The 22,533-nt window shown below is 70.4% G+C and carries 1 protein-coding gene; it reads left to right on the top strand.

Annotated elements, in window-relative coordinates; genetic code table 11:
- Positions 1-20: 20 nt before the first annotated feature.
- A complete protein-coding gene (locus ACXDF8_RS14480) occupies positions 21-22,493 on the top strand; it encodes a non-ribosomal peptide synthase/polyketide synthase (RefSeq protein WP_457223951.1) in 22,473 nt (7,490 codons plus the stop codon).
- The last annotated feature ends 40 nt before the right edge of the window (positions 22,494-22,533 follow it).

Here is a 22,533-nt window from a genome sequence, read left to right as displayed (position 1 = left end):
CCGAGAGGTTGCACACGTTCGTGACCACAGACTCACTGGATCTCGTCGAACTCCTCGAGCAGTGGAACAACCACTCCACGCCCGAGTCCACCTCGACGGTGCCCGCGCTGTTCGCCGACCAGTGCGCGGCCACTCCCGATGCCGTCGCGGTGGTGCACGGCGAACGACGGCTGACCTACCGGGAACTCGGTGACCGAGTCAACCAACTGGCGCACGCGATCCGCGCCATGGACAACCGGTCCGAGGCCGTCGTCGCCGTCGGTGTTCCCCGCTCGGCCGAGACGGTGGTGGGTGTACTGGCCGCGATGACGGCCGGTGCGGCGTTCGTGCCGCTGGATCCGGCGTGGCCGGCGCTGCGCCGGGAACAGGTGCTGGCCGACGCGGGCGCGACCATCGCGCTCGTCACATCCGACGACGAGTCAGATTGGGCTGCAAAGGTATTGCGGATAGACCTGGGCTCCTGGGGCCATTCCGCGCTGCCCACCAGCGCCCCGGACGTCGCGGTGGCGCCTGGGCAGCTGGCCTATGTGATCTTCACATCGGGTTCCACCGGCAAGCCCAAGGGTGCGATGATCCGCCACGAGGCCATCGCCGAGCGGCTGGCCTGGCAGCGCGACCAGATCCTGGGCTTCGGCGCGGAAGACGCCGCACTGTTCAAGGCGCCGCTGTCCTTCGACATCTCGGTCAACGAGATCCTGCTGCCGCTCATCAGCGGCGGCCGGGTGGTGGTCACCGACCCGGGCGGCGAGAAAGATCCCGAATACCTGCTCGGCCTCATCGGCTCGCAGCGGGTGACGTTCGTCTACCTGGTCTCCTCAATGCTGGACACCCTACTCGAATTGGACCGGGTCGCCGTCGCGGAGGGCGCCCCGAGCGCGCTGGCCGTCCTCCGCCATGTGTGGTGTGGCGGCGAGGTTCTCACCCCGGGCCTGTTCGCCCGATTCCGCCGCCAGTTGTCCACCACGCTCTACCACGGTTACGGGCCCGCCGAGGCCACCATCGGTGTTTCGCACGTGATCTACCGCGACACCGCGGAGCGGATCGCCACGTCCATCGGGCGGCCCAATCCCCACACCCAGCTCTACGTGCTCGACGACGACATGCGCCCGGTGCCGCCGGGCGTCGGCGGCGAGTTGTACGCCGCCGGCTTCCTGTTGGGCCGCGGTTATGTCAACGCGCCGTCGTTGACGGCGTCGCGCTTCGTCGCGAACCCCTTCGACCCCAGCGGATCCCGGATGTACCGCACCGGCGACCGGGCCCGCTGGACCAGCGACGGGTCGCTGGAGTTCCTGGGCCGCACCGACAATCAGGTCAAGATCCGCGGGCGCCGCATCGAGCTCGAGGAGATCGAGTCGGCGCTGGGCGACCACCCCGCGATACGCCAGGCGGTCGTCGACGTCTATCGGCACGGCGGCACCGAACAGCTCGTCGCCTACTATGTCCCCGGTACACCCACCGTCCCCGGTACACCCACCACCGAGGCCGACATCAGCGACTGGTGCCGCGAGCGGCTGCCGGACTACATGGTGCCGACGCTGTTCATGGCGCTGGACCGGATTCCCCTGACCGCCAACGGCAAAGCCGACCGTCGCGCGCTGCCCGCGCCGCAGGTGACGCGGAGCGCCACCCCGCCGCGCACACCTCGGGAAAGCGTGCTGTGTCGCGCCTTCGCCGACGCGCTGGACCTGGACACCGTAGGTGTCGACGAGGACTTCTTCGCACTCGGTGGTGACAGCATCGTCGCGATCCGCGTGGTCAGCCGGGTTCGCGCACAGGGCTACTCGCTGCGGCCCCGCGACATGTTCGCCCACCGCACCGTCGAATCCCTCGCACCGATGCTGACCCGGTCCGGCCACAGCGAGCCCGTACCGGCCCTGGATCCGACCGGTCCGGCCGCGGCCACCCCGATCCTGCGCTGGCTCGACGACATCGGCGGCCAGGACGGCTCGGTACTGCACGGCTTCTACCAAGGTGTTTCGCTGACCACCCCGACAGGCCTCGACGAGGAAACGCTGCGATCCGTGCTAGGGGCCGTCCTTGCCCGCCACCACGTGCTGTGGGCGTCCGCCGACGGCGCCGCGGCACGGCTGGCGATACCGCAGACGCTGCCCGAGCCTCGGGTGATCGTCGGTGGCTCTGACGACGATGTCGAGACCGTGCGTGACCGGCTGGTCGCCACGCTGGATCCCACCGGCGGCGTCATGGTGGCTTTCGGCTGGCTGCCGGGTGCCCGCCGCCTGCTCGTCGTCGCCCACCACATCGTCACCGACGGAGTGTCCCTGCGGATCCTGGCCGAGGACATCGCGTCGGCGCACGCACTCGTGGCGGCCGGCCACTCCGGCACGTTGCCCGTGGTCGAAACCTCCTGGCGGACCTGGGCGCAGCACCTCACCGACACGGCGGCCGACGGCGCCTTCGACGCCGAACTGCCGCACTGGCGGCAGGTCTGCGCTACTCGGCAACCGCTGTGGGACGGCCAGCGCAACGACCCCAGTCGCGACGTCGTGGCCACCGAGCAGCGGCTGACCGTCGAACTGCCCGCCGCCGTCACCGAGACGATCCTGTCCACGATCCCCGAGCGCATTCACGGACACGTCAACGACGCCCTGGTCGCCGCGCTCTACCTGGCGCTGCAACAGTGGCGCAGCGAGCACGGCCACGACGACGGGGCACTCGTCCTGGAGATGGAGGGGCACGGTCGCGAAGGCCAGCATGTCGGCGACCTCGATCTGTCGGAGACCGTCGGCTGGTTCACCACCCTCTACCCCGTCGCCCTCAAGGACGACGGATTCGACTGGCGCGCAGCGCTGACCGGCGGCCGCGCCCTCGGCGCCGCAGTGTCCTCGATCAAGGACCAGCTGCGCTCGGTGCCCTCACACGGGCTGGGCTACGGCGCGTTGCGTTACCTGCGTGGCGACGAGACGCTGGTCAGCCGCCCGCAGGTGCTGTTCAACTACCTCGGACGCTTCGACACCGGACGCGGCGACTGGTCGTTCACCGACGATCACACCGTGCTGGAGGACCGCGATCCCGCGATGCCGCTGCCCCGGCTGCTGGAGGTCAATGCCGAGGCCGTCGGCGGCGAAGACGGCACGGTGCTGCGCGCCACTTTCAGCTGGCCGGCCGCCGCCGCCGAGCGGGCCGAGGTATGTGCACTGGCACAACACTGGGTCGACCTGCTGACCGCGATCGCCACCACCGACGGGGTGGGCGGGCACTCGCCGTCAGACTTCGCGCACCTGGCGCTGACCGCCGACGATGTCGCCCGCTTGGAATCGGGCTATCCGCAGTTGTCCGACGTGCTGCCGCTGACCCCGACACAGCAGGGCATCTACTTCCACTCCACGTTCAGCCGCCATCACGATCCCTATGTGGTGCAACAAATCGTCGACATCAGTGGGCCGCTGGACGTTGAGCGGTTCCGACGCGCCACCGCGACGGTCGCCGCGCGCCATCGGGCACTGTCCTCGGCGTTCACCACGCTGGCCGACGGCACGCCGGTCGCGGTCCACACCACCGGCGTGGCGCCCGACTTCGAGTACACCGACCCCGACAGCAGCGATCAGGACGGCGCGGCGCTGGTCGCGCACCTGGCCGAGCGGGACCGGAGCCGGCGTTTCGATCTGGCGTGTCCACCGTTGACCCGTTACACGCTGGTGCGCCGTGGCACCGACCGGCACACCATGATCCAGACCGTGCACCACATCGTCGCCGACGGGTGGTCGGTGCCGGTCGTCTTCGATGACCTGCTGACGGCGTATCGTGGGGCTGACTTCGACGGTCCCGCAGCGCAATTCGCCGACTTCGTCGAGTGGCTCGGTAGCCGTGACGCCGAGGCAGATCGGGCCGCGTGGGAGCCGGTCCTGGCCGGCATCGACAGCCCGACGCGCATCAGCGCCGTCGACGGAACCGGCTTGACGGCAATCGGATTCGGGCGCCGCACCGTAGCACTCGGTAGCCGCGGCGCACTGGCGGCCGCGTCCGCACGGGCCTCGGTGACCGTCGGCACCCTGCTGCACACCGCCTGGGGGCTCACCCTCGGACGGCTGACCGGTAGCGAGGACGTGCAGTTCGGGACCGTGGTCTCCGGACGCGATGGAGATGTCCGGGGCGTCGACACCATGGTGGGTCTGCTCGTCAACACCGTCCCGGTGCGGGTGCGGTGGTCGGCCGACGAGAGTGGGGTGGCGGTCGCCGGACGACTCGCCGCGGCCGAAGCGGCGGTGATGGACCACCATCACCTCCCGCTTCCCGAGGCACACCGCATCGCCGGCGTCGATCCGCTGTTCGATTCCCTGGTGGTCATCGAGAACCTGGGCGCCACACAGCATTCGGACGGCGATCTGGCGCTCGGTGAGGTTGAGGTCGTCGAGGCTCCGCATTACGCGCTGACCGTGATGGTGGCTGTCCACGACCGGGTCAGCGTCACCGTGACCAACGACCGCGCGCAGGTGTCCGACGTGTTCGCCGACACCGTCGCCGCCGCGCTCGCCGATGTCCTGGCCGCGCTGGCCGCCGACCCGTCCGCGCCGTGCGGCAGGCTCGCACTGGCCACCGCCCCCGTCCCCGCTGTCATGCCGGGGCTGCGCACCGTCTCCGACCTGCTCGCCGAGGCGTTCGCGGCCCACTGCGACCAGACCGCGCTGGTCGCCGGACAGCAGCGGTTCACATATGGCGAACTCGACTCCCGTGCCGCGGAATTCGCGCAATCCCTGGCTGCTTCCGGAGTTGGCCGCGGTGACGTCGTCGCAGTGGCGATGGCACGGTCGGCGGACCTGGTAGCCGCCATGTGGGCGATCATCTCGGCGGGCGCCGCCTATCTGCCCGTCGACCCGACCTACCCCCGGGCCCGGATCGAGTTCATGCTCGGTCACGCCCGGCCGCGCGCGATCCTCATCGACGCCGTCGGCGCGGCCGCCGTGGCGGGTGCCGTGCCCGACGGCACCGCCGTCGTGCAGGCCGGCACCACTGCCGGGGCCGCGAGTTTCGACCGCGTCGAGGTGGAACCGCTCGACGCGGTGTCGGTGCTGTACACCTCCGGATCCACCGGCGAACCGAAGGCCGTGGTGGGAACCCATGGTGCACTGGCCAATCGGCTGGCGTGGGCGGTCACCGACTGGCCGGCACCGGTCCGGCTGGCCAAGAGCTCGCTGTCCTTCGTCGACGGCACCACCGAGCTGCTTGCCGGGCTGGCGGCCGGTGCCTGCGTCGTACTAGCCGACGACACCGCCGCCCGCGACGGCCGCGAGTTGGCCGGCCTGATTGCCGACCATGCAGTCGGCCAGGTGCTGGCCGTGCCGTCGCTGGCCACCGCGCTCGCCGAGGAGCACCCCGGCGAGCTAGCCGGGGTGCGGCGCTGGATCCTCAGCGGTGAACCGCTGGAGGCCGCGCAGGTCGCCGCACTGCGCGCGACGTGCCCCAAGGCGACGATCGTCAACTCCTACGGCTCCTCGGAGGTCGCCGGTGACGTTCTGACTGGCGAACAGGACTCCGGGACGACGACATTGGGAACGGCAGTGCCCGGTGCCGACATCCGGATCCTGGACGGGGCGCTCGGTGATATGCCCGTCGGGGCGATCGGTGCGATCTACGTCGGCGGCGTGCAGCTGGCCCAGGGCTACCTGCACCGACCAGCCCAGACCGCGGCGGCGTTCGTCGCCGCTCCCGGTGGCCAGCGGATGTACCGGACCGGCGACCTCGGGGCCCGGCTCCCCGACGGCCGGGTGGTGTTCGCCGGCCGCGCCGACGACCAGCTGAAGATCAACGGCCATCGGGTGGAACCCGGCGAGGTCGAGGCGGCGTTGACCGCGTACACGGGTGTCCGCGAGGCCGCAGTCGTCGCCGACGGGGCCACCCTGAGCGCATTCGTGGTCGCCGTATCCGGCGACCCGGACGAGCTGCTGGACTGGCTCGGCGACCGCCTGCCACGTCACCTGATGCCGAGCCGTATCACCGTCGTCGACGCGATTCCGCTGCTGCCGAACGGCAAGCGCGACAAGACCGCGCTGCGCACCTACGCCGCACCCGCCGACACCGACCCGACCGAACCTCTTGCCCCGGCCGACGATCACCAACGTCTGATCGTCGAGGTCATGGCCGGCGTCCTCGGCCGCGACACCATCGGCGCCGACACCGACTTCTTCGCCGCCGGCGGCGACAGCATCGCCGCGATCCGGCTGACCAGCCGGCTGGCCCGCGCCGGGCACGTCATCAGAGGCGAGGACGTGTTCCGCCGGCGGACCGCCATCGCCCTTGCCGAGCTGCTGCAGACCTCCTCGGCCATACCCACGGTCCGCGCGACCGACCGGTACGGCACCGTCCGGCTGTCCGCCGCCGCCATCGAACGGGTCGGCCTGAACGCCGGCACCGAGATCGAGGACATCTGGGCGATGTCACCGCTGCAGCAGGGCGTCTACTACCAGAGCACCCTGGACGCGGCCGGCGCCACCTACATCGCCCAGAACACCTTCGACTTCGATCGCCGCATCGACGCCGATGCCATGCGTCAGGCGTTCACCGCACTACTGCGCCGGCACCCGCAGCTGCGGGTGGGCTTCCGCACTGTCGAGGACGACGACGCCACCGCGCTGGTGCAGGTGGTCGCGGCCGCCGTGCCCGGCGACATCGATGTCGTCGACCTGTCCGGCGACCCCGATGCCGGCACCGCCGCTGCGGCCGTCGCCGACGCCGACCGCACCCGCCCGTTCGACGTCGCCGCGCCGCCGCTGCTGCGGCTGACCTTGCTGCGCTTGCCCGACGGCCGAGACCGGCTGTTGTTCACCTATCACTTCCTGTTGTTCGACGGCTGGTCGCGCGAACTGGTGCTGCGAGAGCTCTTCTCGCTGTACGGCTCCGGCGGTCGCACCGGAGCCGTACAGCCGCGCCCCGACGTGGTGCTCGGTTACCTGAACTGGCTGGATGCCGTCGGCGACGCGGACGCCACCGACGCCTGGCGCGCACTGCTGGCGGGGCTGGCCGAGCCAACGCTGGCCACCGGTGTACCGCCCGGCCAGCCCGATGCGGCAGCGGACACCGAGCCGGGCCGGATCGTGGTGACGGTGCCCGCGACGCTCACTGAGCAGCTGCAGAGCAGGGCCAACGAGCTTGGGGTGACGTTGAATTCGGTGGTCACCACCGCCCTGGCCATGGTCACCGGCTACCAGGCCGGCAGCGCCGACGTCGTATTGGGCACCACCGTCGCCGGGCGACCAGGCGAACTGATCGGGATCGACGAGACGATCGGATTGTTCCTCAACACCGTTCCGGTGCGGGTGGACCTGTCCCCCGCCCGTTCGGCGGCTGCGGTGATCCGCGGCATCGACGAGCAGCGGATCTCGATGATGCGCCACGACCACCTCGGGCTGGGCCAGATCCAGCGCGCGGCGGGCGATTCGGCCGCGGCACTGTTCGACTCGCTGCTGGTCCTGCAGAATTTCCTCGACGACGACACCTTCAGCGACCTGGAGTCCGCGCACGGCATCGACGCCGTGAACTACCACGACACCACGCACTTCCCACTGACCTGGGTGCTCACCCCGGGCCGCGAGCTCACCGTGAAGCTCGAGTACCGGGTCGTCGGCGATGACCGGGCCCGTGACATGGTCGACCAACTGTTAGTGGCCCTCGCGGCGGTGGCCGCGGACCCCGGCGGCGCCGTCGGTGGCATCGAACTCATCGGCACCGACCGGCGAGCCGAGCTGCAGCGCCGGTGGTCGGCTACCGAGCACCACCTCGACGACGTCACCGTCGCCGAGCTGCTGGCCCAGCGCGCGGCCCGCGACCCGGAGGCCACCGCCTTGGTATTCGGCGACCAACGGCTGCGCTTCGGCGAATTCGACGAGCGGGTCAATCAGCTGGCACGGTTCCTGCGCCAGCACGGAGCACGGCCGGAAACCTTTGTGGCCCTCGCCCTGCCGCGGTCGGCGGAGATGGTCATCGCACTGTTCGCGGTGCTGCGGACCGGTGCGGCGTACCTGCCGCTGGAACTCGATCTGCCCATCGACCGGTTGCGCACGATCATCGACGACGCGCATCCGGTGCTGCTGCTCACCACCGACAGCGTCGACGGTATCCTCGCTGCCGAACTGAGCGACTGCGCGCGCCGTACCGGTGCGAACGTGCTCACCGTCGACGACCCGGCCGTCGCGGCGACCGAATCGCATCCGCTGACCGCCGCCGAACTCGCCGACTTCACCGGCGACCGGCGACTGCAGCACCCGGCCTACCTGATCTACACCTCCGGGTCCACCGGGCGCCCCAAGGGTGTGCTCACCGGATACGCCGGGCTGACCAACATGTTCTACAACCACCGCGAGGCCATCTTCGCGCCGACGGTCGCGCGGGCCGCTGCGAGCGGTCGCGACCGCCTGAACATCGCCCATACCGTGTCGTTCTCCTTCGACATGTCATGGGAAGAGCTGTTCTGGCTGATCGAGGGCCACACCGTGCACGTCTGCGACGAGGAGTTGCGCCGTGACGCCCCGGCACTGGTGGCGTACTGCCACGAACACGGCGTCGACGTCGTCAACGTCACCCCGACCTACGCTCATCACCTGCTGGACGCCGGGCTGCTCGATGCCGGCCCGCCTTCTACCGACCGCGCGGACACCGGTCATGTCCCGGCCCTGGTGCTGCTGGGCGGCGAGGCGGTCAGCGAGCACGTGTGGTCGCGGCTGCGCGACCAGCCGGACTGCGCCGGCTACAACCTGTACGGGCCCACCGAGTACACCATCAACACCCTGGGCGGTGGCACCGCAGACAGCGCGACTCCGACTGTCGGTCAACCCATCTGGAACACGAGGGCCTACATCCTCGACCAAGCGCTGCGGCCCGTCCCAGACGGCGCCGTCGGGGAGCTCTACATCGCCGGCGTCGGGCTGGCCCGCGGCTACCATCACCGGCCGGGCCTGACCGCCGCGGCGATGGTGGCCGACCCGCAGGTGCCGGGCGACCGGATGTACCGCACCGGTGACCTGGTCCGCCGGCGCGCCAACGGCAACCTCGACTTCCTGGGCCGCGCCGACGACCAGGTCAAGATCCGCGGGTACCGGGTCGAGCTCGGCGAGGTCGAATCGGTGCTGGCCGAAGCGGACGCGGTGGCCCGCTGCGCCGTCGTGGTCCGGCCTGGCGCGGGCGATCCGCCGGCGAAAACCCTTGCCGCCTACGTGATCCCCCACGATCCGTCGACAAATCATGGCGAGCTCATCACCGGACTTCGCGACTACCTCACCGCTCGACTGCCCGCCTACATGGTGCCGACCCGCTTCGGCCTGGTCGAGGAATTGCCGCTGACGGTCAACGGCAAGCTGGACACCGCTGCCCTCCCGGAACCGGTGGCGGCTGTCAGCGGGGCGGGCCGAGCGGCGCGCACGGCGCAGGAGACCACGTTGCTCGGCATCGTCGCCGCGGTGCTCGGACTGGACGCCTCGGTAGGCATCGACGACGACTTCTTCGCCCTCGGCGGAGACAGCATCTCCTCGATCGCCGTGTGCGGTCGAGCCCGCAAGGCTGGCCTGCGCATCACCCCGCGCGACATCTTCCGGCGGCGAACCGTGGCCGCTCTGGCCGCCGCCGCGGAGTCGACGACGGCGACGCTCACCGCCGATCCCGGGATCGGAATCATCGAGCCGACACCGATGCTGGCCGAGACCGCCGATGCGGCCACACCGCTGAGCGGCTTCTACCAGTCGATGGTGCTGCGCACACCGACCGGGATGAACCGGACACAACTGCAGGCGGTGCTCGACACGATGCTCGCCGCTCACGGCATGCTGCGGGCCCGCCTCACCGGCACCGGCACCGGCTGGACGTTGACCGTGCCACCGGCCGAGGAGGAAGCCCGCGCCGCGCTGAGCGTGGAACCCGGTCCACTGGCGGCACCGGACGTCGCCGCAGCGGCCGCAGCTGCCGCCGCCCAGCTCGATCCCGCCGCCGGCGTCATGCTCCGCGCGGTGTGGCACGAGGTCCCCGGCGAGGCGGGTCAGCTGTTGCTGGTGATCCACCACCTGGTCATCGACGGCGTGTCCTGGCGCATCCTGAGCGAGGACCTCGCCCGGGCGTGGGAGGACGTCGCCGCGGGCCGTCCCGCAACTGCCGAGGCGGTGCCGACCTCCTTCCGAACCTGGGCCGCCGCACTGGCTGGAACCCGTTTCGACGATGAGGCCGACTACTGGAGCGCCGTGCTGGCCACCGCGGATCCGAACCTCGGGGCGCGTGCGCTGGACCCCGCGGTCGACATCGCGGACACCGTTGTCAGCCACAGTTTCTCGCTGCCCAGCCCGGTCAGCGCCGCACTGTTGTCGGCGGTGCCGGCCGGCTTCCACGGCGGGGTCAACGACGTGCTGCTGAGCACCCTGGCGCTCGCGCTGGCGCGCTGGCGGGCTGATCGCGGACACACCGGCGACACCGCCGCGGTGGTGAACCTGGAGGGCCACGGCCGGGAGACCGACGTGGTGGCCGGGCAGTTGGATCTGTCCCGCACCGTCGGCTGGTTCACCGCGATCTATCCGGTGCGAGTCGATCCGGGCCTCGTCGACTGGGACGACGTGCTTGCCGCGGGGCCGGCTCTGGCCGGCGCGGTGAAATCGGTCAAGGAGCAGCTGCGCGGTGTGCCCAACGCGGGCCTGGGCTACGGGGTGCTGCGCCACCTGGCCGCGGACTCACCGCTACACGGGTCCGCGCCGCAGATCCTGTTCAACTATCTGGGTCGATTCAGCGGTGGTAGCGGACGCGACTGGGAGGCTGTGGGAGACGGCGGCGCCCTGCGCGAAGGCGTCGACCCCACCAATCCTGCTGTGGCACTGGAGATCAATGCACTGGCCGAGGACCGGCCGGATGGCGCGGTGCTCACCGCCACGCTGTCCTGGCCCGGCGGCCTGCTCGACGCGGCCGATATGCACCAACTGGCCCGGCTGTGGGCCGACGCCCTGACCGCGCTCACCCGATGCACCGCGCTGAGTGGGCACACCCCGTCGGATTTCCCGCTGATCACCGTGACGCAGAACGACATCGACGACTGGGAGCAGGCCGGGCCGATCGAGGAAGTGCTGCCCCTGCTCCCGTTGCAGGAGGGGATGTACTTCCACAGCGCGTTCGGCGAGGGCACCGACACCTACCGGGTGCAGCAGATCGCGGAGCTGACCGGACCGGTCGACCCCGAGAGCCTGCGCGGCGCCGTCGAGTCCGTCCTGCACCGGCACCAGGCGCTGCGGGCGGCCTTCCGGGAGCTGGGCGACGGGCGCCTGGCTCAGGTCGTCTTCTGCGAGGTCCCCGTAGAGTTCCGCGCCATCGACGCCGAGCCGGCGCAGTGGGACGCCATCGCCGCGGCGGAACTGGCCAAACCGTTCGATCTGGCGCAACCGCCCCTGGTCCGCTACACCCTGATGTCGGCGAGCGACGGCGAACACCGGCTGATCCAGACACTGCACCACATCGTCGCCGACGGCTGGTCGTATCCGGTGATCTTCGGTGACATCGTCGCGTCCTACAACGCCGCCGTCGGCGCCGGGCCGGCACCGGCACCGGCCCCGGTGCGGCTGCGCGACCACATCGAAGCGCTGACCGGCGCAGACCATGACAGCGTCCGCCAAGCCTGGTCACTCGCCCTGGCCGACGCCGCGCCGACCGTCCTGTTCCCCGACGCCACCACGGTCGGCGAGCACCGCAGCGTCGTCCGGCGGCTGTCCGCCGAACTGACCGACGCACTCGGCACCCGTGCCCGCGAGCGCGGGCTCACGCTCAGCACCGTCCTGCACGGCGCGTGGGGCCTGCTCCTCGGCACGCTGACCGATCGCGACCGAGTGGTGCTCGGCTCCACTGTGTCCGGGCGCGGCGGCACCCTGGCCGGCACCGAGTCACTGGTCGGCCTGCTGATCAACACCATCCCGGTGCCCATGTCCTGGCGTCCCGACGACTCGCTCGAATCGGTGCTGGCTGACCTGCAGGACGTCCAGACCGGCCTGCTCGACGCGCAGCATGTGGGCTTGCGCGAACTGGCCCGGCTGGCCGGCGTGCGGGAGTTCTTCGACACCATGGTCGTCGTCGAAAACTTCCCGGCCGCCGCCTCCGATGCCGACCTGGCACCGGATGCACTGCGCTACAACGGATTCACCGGCACCGACGCACCGCATTATCCGGTGGCGTTCGTCGCCTACCTCGACGAGAGGCTGACCGTGGAGATCAAGTACGACACCGCCAGGGTTACCGCGGCGCAGGCCGAACGCTTCGCCGAACGGGTCGAGACAGTACTGGGCACCTTCGTCGAACGCCCCGACCAGGCGGTCGCGGCGCTGGATCTTCGCACCGGTGCCGAACGTCGACTCGGGGGCCAAACCGCCTCGCGGCGTGGCCCGGACCGCACGCTGCGCGACGCGTTCGACGACGCGGTGCGCCGCGCACCGGACGCCGTGGCGGTCAGCCACGGTTCGGATCAGCTCAGCTACGCCCAGCTCGACGAACGGGCGTCGGCAGTTGCCACGACGCTGATCGAGCTGGGGGTGGGGCCGGAATCACCGGTTGCGGTGGCGTTGCCGAGATCACTCGACCTCATCGTCGGGCTGCTGGCGGTCGTCAAAGCCGGCGGCACCTATGTTCCGCTCGACATCGACTCTCCCCCAGCCCGTTTGCGACACATTCTCGACGACGCCGCCCCGATGTGCGTACTCACCGACCGGGCCGACCGCGTCGCGGCGAGCGCTCCGATCGTAGTCGTCGGCGAGGCGGCTGCCCGGCCCGCCGGTGCGCTGCCGCCAGTGCGGGTCGACGCCGACGACGCCGCGTACGTCATCTACACGTCCGGATCGACGGGTGTTCCGAAGGGGGTGGCCGTCACCCATCGCAACGTCGCCGCGTTGTTCGACGGTGCCGCCGAGCACTTCGACTTCTCCTCGACCGACGTGTGGACGATGTTCCACTCGGCCGCGTTCGACTTCTCGGTGTGGGAGCTGTGGGGTGCGCTGCTGCACGGCGGCCGGCTCGTGCTCGTCGACCAGGAGGTCGCGCGCGATCCCGACCGATTCGTCCGGTTGCTCGGCGACGAACACGTCACCGTGCTCAACCAGACGCCGTCGGCCTTCTACCCACTGATCGAGGCAGACCGGCGGCTGCGGCCGCGATTGTCGCTGCGGTACCTCGTTTTCGGCGGCGAGGCGCTAGACACCAGCCGGCTGGCTGGCTGGTATGACAACCACGCGCCCGACGCACCGCGACTGGTCAACATGTACGGGATCACCGAGACCTGCGTGCACGTCTCCTACCGTCCGTTGACGGCGGCCGACGCCGACCGCGATGTCAGCGTGATCGGCGGCGCCCTCCCCGGCCTGGCTATCCACCTGCTGGATCGCCACCTGCGACCGGTGCCGACCGGCGTGGTCGGTGAGATGTACGTTTCCGGTGGGCAGGTCGCCCGCGGCTACCTCGGCAGGGCCGCGCTGACCGCCAGCCGGTTCGTGGCCAACCCGTTCGATGCCGGCGGTGAGCGGCTCTATCGCAGCGGCGACACGGCGATGTGGGGCGAGGACGGCGAGCTGGTCTACCTAGGTCGCTCCGACCACCAGGTCAAGGTGCGGGGCTACCGCATCGAACTCGGCGAGGTCGAGTCGGCGCTCGCCGCGCTGGCCGGTGTGGACAACGCGGCCGCTGCCGTGCACACCGACCAGAACGGGCGCGCCCGCCTGGTCGGCTACCTGGTCGGCCCCGGTGGCTCCGACCTGGCACAGGTACGCGCGGAACTGGCCCGACGCCTGCCCGACTACATGGTGCCGTCGGCCTTCGTCACCCTCGCTACGCTTCCGCTGACCGTCAACGGCAAACTCGACCGGGCCGGCCTGCCAGCTCCGGCTGAGAGCGTCCCGAGCCGGCATGCCGCCGGGACGGCGGGCGCCGAACTGATCGCCGCTCTGTGCAGCGAAATCCTCAGCGCGGCGGTCGGTGTCGACGACGACTTCTTCGCCGTCGGCGGCGACAGCATCATCGCGATCCAGTTGGTCAACCGCGCCCGGCGGGAGGGGCTGCGGATCACACCGCAGCAGGTGTTCACCTGCCGAACCCCGGCCGCATTGGCGCAGGCAGCCGGCGGCGGTGCCGCGGACCCGCTCGACGCGGCGGACACCGGACCGGATCTGGGGGAAGTGATGCTGACCCCGATCGTCCAGCGGCTCGCCGAGCTGGGCGGCTCGATCTCCCGGCTGAACCAGGCCGAGCTGCTGCTGACGCCCGCCGGCTTGACCGAGAGCGAGCTTCGGTCCGCGCTGGACGCCGTGGCCGCGCGCCACGATGCGCTGCGGTTGCGCCTGCAGCGTCCCGCGCCGATGCTGTGGTCACTGGAAGTAACCGCCGATGCAGTACTGCCGCTGCACCGCGTGGCCGCCGCCGAGCTGAGCGAGGACGCGTTCTCCGAGGCCATCGGCGTCGAATCCGATGCCGCTGCCGGGCGGCTGGACCCCGACACGGGGGTCGTCGCGCAGGCGGTGTGGTTCGACCGCGGTGCGGATCGGCAGGGTCGTCTCCTGCTGGTGATCCACCATCTGGCCGTCGATGCCGTGTCGTGGTCGACCCTGCTCGAAGACCTGCGCGCGGCTCACGCCGGGGCCCGGCTGCCCGCCGTGGGCACGTCGATTCGCGCCCATGCCCGGCTGGTCAACGAGCAAGCCCAGAGCACAGCACGATTGCCCGAGTTCGAGCACTGGACCACGACGTTGGCGCCCGGCGCGGAACTGGATCCGCAAGCCGACACCATCGGGCTCACGGTGGGCGCAACACGCGAGCACGAAGTCCGGCTGACGCCGGCGCAGACGTTGCCGTTGCTGACCAGTGTCCCGGCGTCGGCCAACGCCGACGTCACCGAAACCCTGCTCACCGCGCTGTACGTGGCGGTGGCACGGTGGCGGGCGGCGGGGCACGGTGATCCGGCGGCCCCCCTTGCCATCGACCTCGAGCGGCACGGCCGCGACCGCTGGGGCGAGGACGTCGACCTGTCCCGCACCGTCGGATGGTTCACAACCATCGCACCGGTGCGGCTGGGCACGGATGCCACCGAACTGGTGAACGCGCTCAAGGATGTCAAGGAACAGCTGCGCGCGGCACCGGACGGTGGACTGGGCTACGGGCAGCTGCGCTACTGCAATGCGCGCACCGCGGCGGCACTGGGCCGGCTACCCGGCCCGCAGGTGCTGTTCAACTATCTGGGCCGCTGGCCTGCGGGCAGCACCGACGACTGGTCCACCGCGCCCGAAGAAGGCGCCCTGCGGGTGGCACCCGACCCTGATCTGGGTACGCCATACCTGTTGGAAGTCAACGTATTCTGCGAGGACGGTCCCGACGGCCCCGCCCTGCGGGCCATCCTGACCTACGCCGAGGACGGGCTGGGCCCGCGCGCCGCCACCGAGTTGGGTACGCACTTCGCCGCGGTGCTCGACGAGTTGGGCCGCGGCGTGGACGACACGGCGGCACCGGGGTTGACTCCGTCGGACCTGCCGTTGGTCACGCTGGACCAAGGCGACATCGACCGGGTCACCGGCGCGGCACCGGGACCGGTGGAGACGATCTGGCCGTTGTCGCCGCTGCAGGAAGGCGTGTATTTCCAGGCGCGCTATTCCCAGACCGCTGTCTACATCGTGCAGAACGTATTCGACTTCACCGAGCCCGTCGACGTGGCGGCGCTGCGCACGGCCTACACCGCGGTGATGCGCCGAAACCCGGTACTGCGCTCGGGCTTCCATGCCGACGAATTGCCGCAGCCGGTGGCTGCCATCGCGCTGGCGCCACCGGTCGAGCCGGAGGTGGTCGACCTCAGCGGGCTGCCGCCCGCACAGATGGATACCCGCGTCGGGGAGATCACCGCAGCCGACCGGCTGCGCACCTTCGACCTCGGTTCCCCGCCGTTGGCCCGGCTCACCGTGATCCGGACCGGCCGGGGCGACCGGCTGATCTTCAGCTACCACTTCCTGCTCCTGGACGGCTGGTCGCGCGAGCACCTGCTACGGGAGTTGTTCAGCGAGTACACCGCTGCCCGGACCGGCGTCGCCGCCGAACTGCCCCTTCCCGCCGCGGGATTCGACGATTACCTGCGCTGGCTCGACAGGCGGGACCGCGAGGACTCGGCGCGGCACTGGGCCGAAGCGCTGACCGGGCTGGCGGCACCGACCCTGGTGGTGCCTTCGGCGGTCGGCACCGAACCGAGCCTGGCGCTGCGGCTCGATTTCACCCTCACCGAGGAACAGACCACAGCGCTGCGCCAGGCTGCCCGCGACAGCGGCGTCACGCTCAACGCGCTGATCAGTACGGCGCTGGCGCTGGTGTTGGGCTATGAAACCGGTTCGGCCGACGTGGTCTTCGGATCGACAGTCGCCGGCCGCCCCACCGAGCTGGACGGCATCGACGAGGTGATCGGGCTGTTCCTCAACACCGTTCCCACCCGGGTACGGCTGGACCCGCGGCGTACAGCCGCCGAAACCGCCCGCACCGTACAGTCCGACCGGCTCACGCTGATGGACCACGAGTACCTCGGTCTGGGCGACATCCAGCGCGCGGCGGGGAGCGCCGCCCCGCTGTTCGACAGCCTCTACGTGCTGCAGAACTTCCTGGACGACGACACCTTCACCGACCTGGAGACCGAACACGGAATCGTCGGCCACGACTCGGTCGACGCGTCGCACTATCCCCTGACCTGGGTGGCCTCCCCGGGTCGGCAGCTGTGGGTCAAGCTGGAGTACCGCCCAGACGTCGTCGAGCGCGCGCACGCCCAGCGACTGCTGGACCGGCTCCGCCAGGCCGTCCTGCACCTGGGCGAGCAACCCACCGCCACTCTGGTGGCCGTGCCACTGGTATTACCCGGTGAGCAGACCGCCCTCGCACAGCGGGACGATGCGACCCGGCACCCGGTGCCGCCGGTCACCGTCTGCGACCTGCTGGCCGAACACCGCACCGACGCCGCGACGGCGCTGGTCTGCGGCGACCAGCGGGTGGACTACCGCCAGCTCGACGACCGGATCGACCGGCTGGCCTGGTCGCTGCAGCAGCGCGGCATCGGCCGCGAATGCACCGTGGCGCTGGCCATTCCGCGCTCCATTGACACCGTGGTGGCACTGTTCGCGGTGCTTCGGGCCGGTGCTGCGTATCTACCGCTGGAACTCGACTATCCCGACGAGCGACTGGCGATCATGCTCGACGACGCAGGGCCGGCGTGCGTGCTGACCACACCGGCGACCGCCGACCGGATCGCCGCCCTGGCCGGATCGTGCGACGTCGAGATCCTCGGCGAGGATTCGGAATTGCCTGCACCACAGCCTGACTGGGCTCCGGCAGTGCCACACCCCGATGACCCTGCCTACTTGATCTACACCTCCGGGTCGACAGGCAAGCCGAAGGGCGTCGTCACTGCCCACCGCGGCCTGACCAACATGCATCTCAACCACCGCGAGGCGATCTTTGCGCCGGCCATCGCCAAGGCGGGCGGACGCAGGCTGCGGATCGCGCATACGGTGTCGTTCTCCTTCGACATGTCATGGGAGGAACTGCTGTGGCTCATCGAAGGCCACGAGGTGCACATCTGCGACGAGGAACTGCGCCGCGACGCCACCGCACTGGTGGCCTACTGCCACCGGCACCGCATCGACGTCGTCAACGTGACCCCCACCTACGCCGGGCTGTTGTTCGAGCAGGGTCTGCTCGACACCGAGGGCCATCCGCCGGTGTTGGTGCTGCTCGGCGGTGAGGCGGTCTCGGCGGCGGTGTGGGAGGAATTGCGCAACAGCGATACGAGCTACGGCTACAACCTCTACGGCCCCACCGAGTACACGATCAACACTCTCGGGGGCGGCACCGACGACAGCGCGACACCGACGGTCGGGCAACCGATCTGGAACACCCGCGCCCATGTGCTGGACCCGTGGTTGCGGCCGGTGCCGGACGGAAGACCCGGTGAGCTGTACATCGCCGGCGCCGGACTGGCTCGCGGCTACCTCAACCGGCCCGGCCTGAGCGCCGAGCGTTTCGTCGCCGATCCGTTCGCACCCGGGCGGATGTACCGCACCGGCGACGTCGTGCTGCGCCGAGCCGACGGCAACTTCGAGTTCCTCGGCCGCAGCGACCATCAGGTCAAGATCCGCGGCTACCGCGTCGAACCCGGCGATGTGGAAAGCGCGCTGGCCGCGCATCCACGAGTGCGGCATGCCGCCGTCGTCGCGCGGCCCGACCCGAACACATCCGGTTCACATCGATTGATCGGCTACGTCGTCACCAGCGACAGCGCAGACACCGGAGTCGACATCACCACCGAGCTGCGCCAGTACCTCAAGCAGACACTGCCTGCCTACATGGTGCCCTCGGCCATCGCCGAGGTCGGCGAGCTGCCGTTGACCGACAACGGGAAACTCGACGTGCGAGCCCTGCCCGACCTGGATACGACGCCGCGCGACACCGGCAGCAGGGCACCGGCGACGGCCACCGAAGAGACGTTGTGCACGTTGTTCGCCGAGGTGCTCGGCCTCGACGAGGTGGGGGCCGACGCCGACTTCTTCGACCTCGGCGGGCACTCCCTACTCAGCATCCGGCTGATCAACCGGGTGCGCTCGGCCCTGGGCGCGGCGATCACCCTGCGCGACGTCTTCGACGCGCCCACCGTCGCCGAGTTGGCTGTCCTCGTTGCCGGCCGACCGGCGGAGTCTCCCCGTCCGCCGCTGGTGGCCGCCGCACGCCCGCAGCGCATCCCCGCCTCCCCCGCCCAAGCCCGGCTGCTGATCCTGGACCGACTCGGCGAAACCGGGGTGGCATACAACTATCCACTGGTGTTCAGCATCAGCGGGCCCCTCGACATCGACGCGTTGCGTCGGGCCGTCGGCGACGTGGTCGACCGGCACGAGTCGCTGCGCACAGTGTTCGATGCGGCCGACGGGGAGTTCCACCAGCAGGTCCGGCCCACGGGCACCGAGATACCGCTCGGCGTCGTCGAGTGCGCGTCAGCCGATCTCGATGAACGAGTCGCGGTCGCGATCGAGCACCACTTCGATCTGTCCACCGAGATTCCGCTGCGCGTCAGCGTGTTCCAGACCGGGCCGGACGATCACACCATCGTGGTTCTGTTGCACCACATCGCGACCGACGAGTGGTCGGACACACCGCTGATCACCGACCTCAACGCGGCGTATCGTGCTCGCGCGGCCGGCATACCGCCGGCACTGGCTCCGCTGGACGTCCACTACGCGGACTACACCCTCTGGCAGCGTGCGGTGCTGGCCGAGGTCGGCGACCGGCAGCGGCAGTTCTGGCGGGAGACGCTGGCCGGCGCCCCCGACGAGCTGAGCCTGCCCATCGACCGTCCCAGGCCGGCCCGGCCCACCGGGTTGGGCGGCACACTCCAGGTCGAACTACCCGCCGAAACCCTTGCTGCGCTGCGCGATCTGGCCGGCGACCGGGGCGTCAGCATGCTGATGGTGGTACACGCGGCAGTGGTGGTGCTGCTACACCGCCTCGGTGCAGGCACCGACATCGTCATCGGCACACCGGTCGCCGGGCGGGACGAAGCAGCCCTCAACGAGGTGATCGGCTTCTTCGTCAACACCGTGGTGCTGCGCACCGACGTGGCCGACACCCCCACCTTCGACGAGCTGCTGGCCCGCGTGCGGGCCGGTGACCTCGCGGCGTTCGCCCATCAGGACCTGCCGTTCGAGCAGCTGGTCGAAGACCTCAACCCGCCTCGGGTACCGGGCCGCAACCCGCTGTTCAACGTCTTCCTGGGCTATCACCGGCGTGAGGGCGAGCCCGCCGCCATGCTCGGGCTGCCCACCCGCTGGCACGAACCGCCGGTGACGGCAGCCATGTTCGACCTGGGTTTCACCCTCATCGACGGTGACGACGCGGTCATCATGGCCGAATACAGCGCGGATCTCTTCGACGAGGCCACGGTGCGTGTCCTCGCCCACCGACTCGTCACCCTGCTGGGCCGGGCCGTCACCGAGACCACGGCGCCGATCAGCGCCATCAGCGTGCTCGACGACGACGAACGCGACCTACTCGTCTACGCCGCCAACGACACCGGCCACGATCTTGACCGTCTGCCGCTGGCCGCACTGGTGACCCGCCAAGCGCGGCGCACACCCGAGGCGCTCGCCGTCAAAGCCGACGACGGCGAGCTGTCCTACGCCGAGCTCGATGACTGGTCGGATCGGCTGGCCGCCAGGCTGATCGAGGCGGGTGCCGGTGCGGGCAGTGCGGTGGGCGTGCGGCTGCCGCGTTCGGTGGAGCAGATCGTCACCCTGCTGGCCGTCGCGAAGACGGGTTCGGCGTTCCTTGCGCTCGATACCGATTACCCGCCGGATCGACTGCAGTACATGATCGACGACGCCGCACCGGTGGCGATCGTCGACGACGCGGCCACGGTCCGCGCGGCGCGCCGCGACCAGCCGCCCGGCACGCTCGCCCCGGTGCATCCCTCGGCGTGGGCCTATGTGCTCTACACCTCGGGCTCCACCGGACGGCCCAAGGGTGTCGCGGTGTCCCATGCCGCGATCACCAACCGCGTCGCCTGGTTGCAGCACGCCTACCCGCTGGACGGCGGCGACCGGATGCTGGTGAAGACGCCGATCAGCTTCGACACCTCGGTCTGGGAGGTGTTCTGGCCGCTCAGTGTCGGGGCGACGCTGGTGATGGCCCGCCCCGGTGGGCACCGCGACCCCGCGTACCTCGCCGAAACGATTGTCGCGCAATCCGTCACCGCGGTGGACTTCGTGCCGTCGATGCTCGAGATGTTCCTCGAGGAGCCCCGTTCGGCCGGGTGCCGGTCGCTGACCCGGGTGACGGTGGGCGGTGAAGCGCTCAGCTGGGAGTTGGCCCGCCGCTTCGCCGATGTCCTCGACGTGCCGCTGCACAATCTGTACGGCCCCACCGAGGCGGCGGTGGACGTGCTCGGCTGGACCTTCGACGGCGGTCCGCCCGCTCTCGGGACGCCGGGCTGGAACGTGCGTGCCTACGTGCTCGACGGCTACCTCGAACCGGTGCCAGCCGGTACACCCGGCGAATTGTATTTGGCGGGCGTGCAATTGGCGGATGGCTACCTGGGCCGACACGCCATGACCGCGGACCGCTTCGTGGCCAGCCCCTTCGACACCGGTCAGCGCATGTACCGGACCGGCGACGTGGTGCGCAGGCGTGCCGGCGGCGACCTGGAGTACCTGGGCCGCAGCGACGAACAGATCAAGCTGCGCGGGGTACGCATCGAACCCGGCGAGATCGAATCGGTGCTGGCCGCGCACGCCGCCGTGTTGTCCGCGCGCGTCGTCGTGCGCGGCGATCGCCTGGTGGCCTACTACCTGCCGACCGGCGCGCCGGACGACCGGTCGATCAGGGCGCACGCCACTTCGATGTTGCCGGCGCACATGGTGCCTTCGGCGTTCGTCACCGTCGAGGCGTTCCCACTGACGCCCAGCGGCAAGCTCGATCGAAACGCCCTTCCCGAACCGGAGTTCGGCACACAGACCGGCCAGGCGCCGTCCACACCCGAGCAGGCCCGGCTGTGTGAGCTGTTCGGCGAGGTGCTCGGGGTCCCGGTCGCGACGGTCGACGCCGACTTCTTCGCCCTGGGTGGGCACTCTCTGCTCCTGATGCGGCTGGCCGCGGCGATCCGGCGCGAGTTCGGCGTCGACGTCGGGGTGGCCGAGCTGATGGCCGCACCCAGCGTCGCCGACGTCGCCGCACTGCTCACCGGGAACCTGAGCGCGAACAGTTTGGCTCCGGTCCTGGCGCTGCGGGCGTCGGGCACGCAGCCACCGCTGTTCTGCCTGCACCCCGCGGGCGGGCTCAGCTGGCAGTTCGCCGGGCTGAAACCGTATCTGCCCGAGGAGATCCCGCTGTACGGGCTGCAGTCGCCGCTGTTCTCCACCGGGCGGCTACCGGACACCATCGACGAGCTGGCCCGGGAGTACGCCGACGCAGTGGCCGCGGTGGCCCCGGACGGTCCGGTTCGGCTTCTCGGCTGGTCGTTCGGCGGGTCGATGGCACTACTCGTCGCACGGGAGTTGACCCGGCGGGGCCGAGAGGTCACGTTCGTCGGAATGCTGGATGCGCGGACCGACGACGCCGCACCGGAGCCGTTCGACGCGACGGCGATGCTGGGACGTCTGCTGCGCGAGATGGGTTTCCCGGTCGAGCCGGACGCCGTGCTGACGGTGCCCGACGCGGTTCACCTGGTGCGCTCCAGCGGCGATGCCATCGCCGTGCTCGACGACACCCAGATCGGGCACGTCATCGAGAACTACGTCGCCGCCGAGCGATTCACCTCACGCGCCGACTACGGCCGTTACGACGGTGACGTCTTCTTCGTCGACGCCACGGTGCTGGAGATGGATCTGCGTGGCGTCGCCTCGCACGGCTGGCCCGAGCACGTCGGTGGCGAGCTTCGGGTGGTGGAACTGGACTGCAGGCACTCAGCACTGATGGACGCCACCGTCCTGGAGCGGCTCGGCCCACTGATCGCCGCCGAGCTGGCACGCCGGGATACCTAGATACGCAAACACCGATGCCCGCCGGAGATCCGGCGGGCAT

The sequence above is a fragment of the Mycolicibacterium sp. CBM1 genome (assembly GCF_054073305.1).
This window is presented reverse-complemented; position numbering and strand designations above follow the sequence as displayed.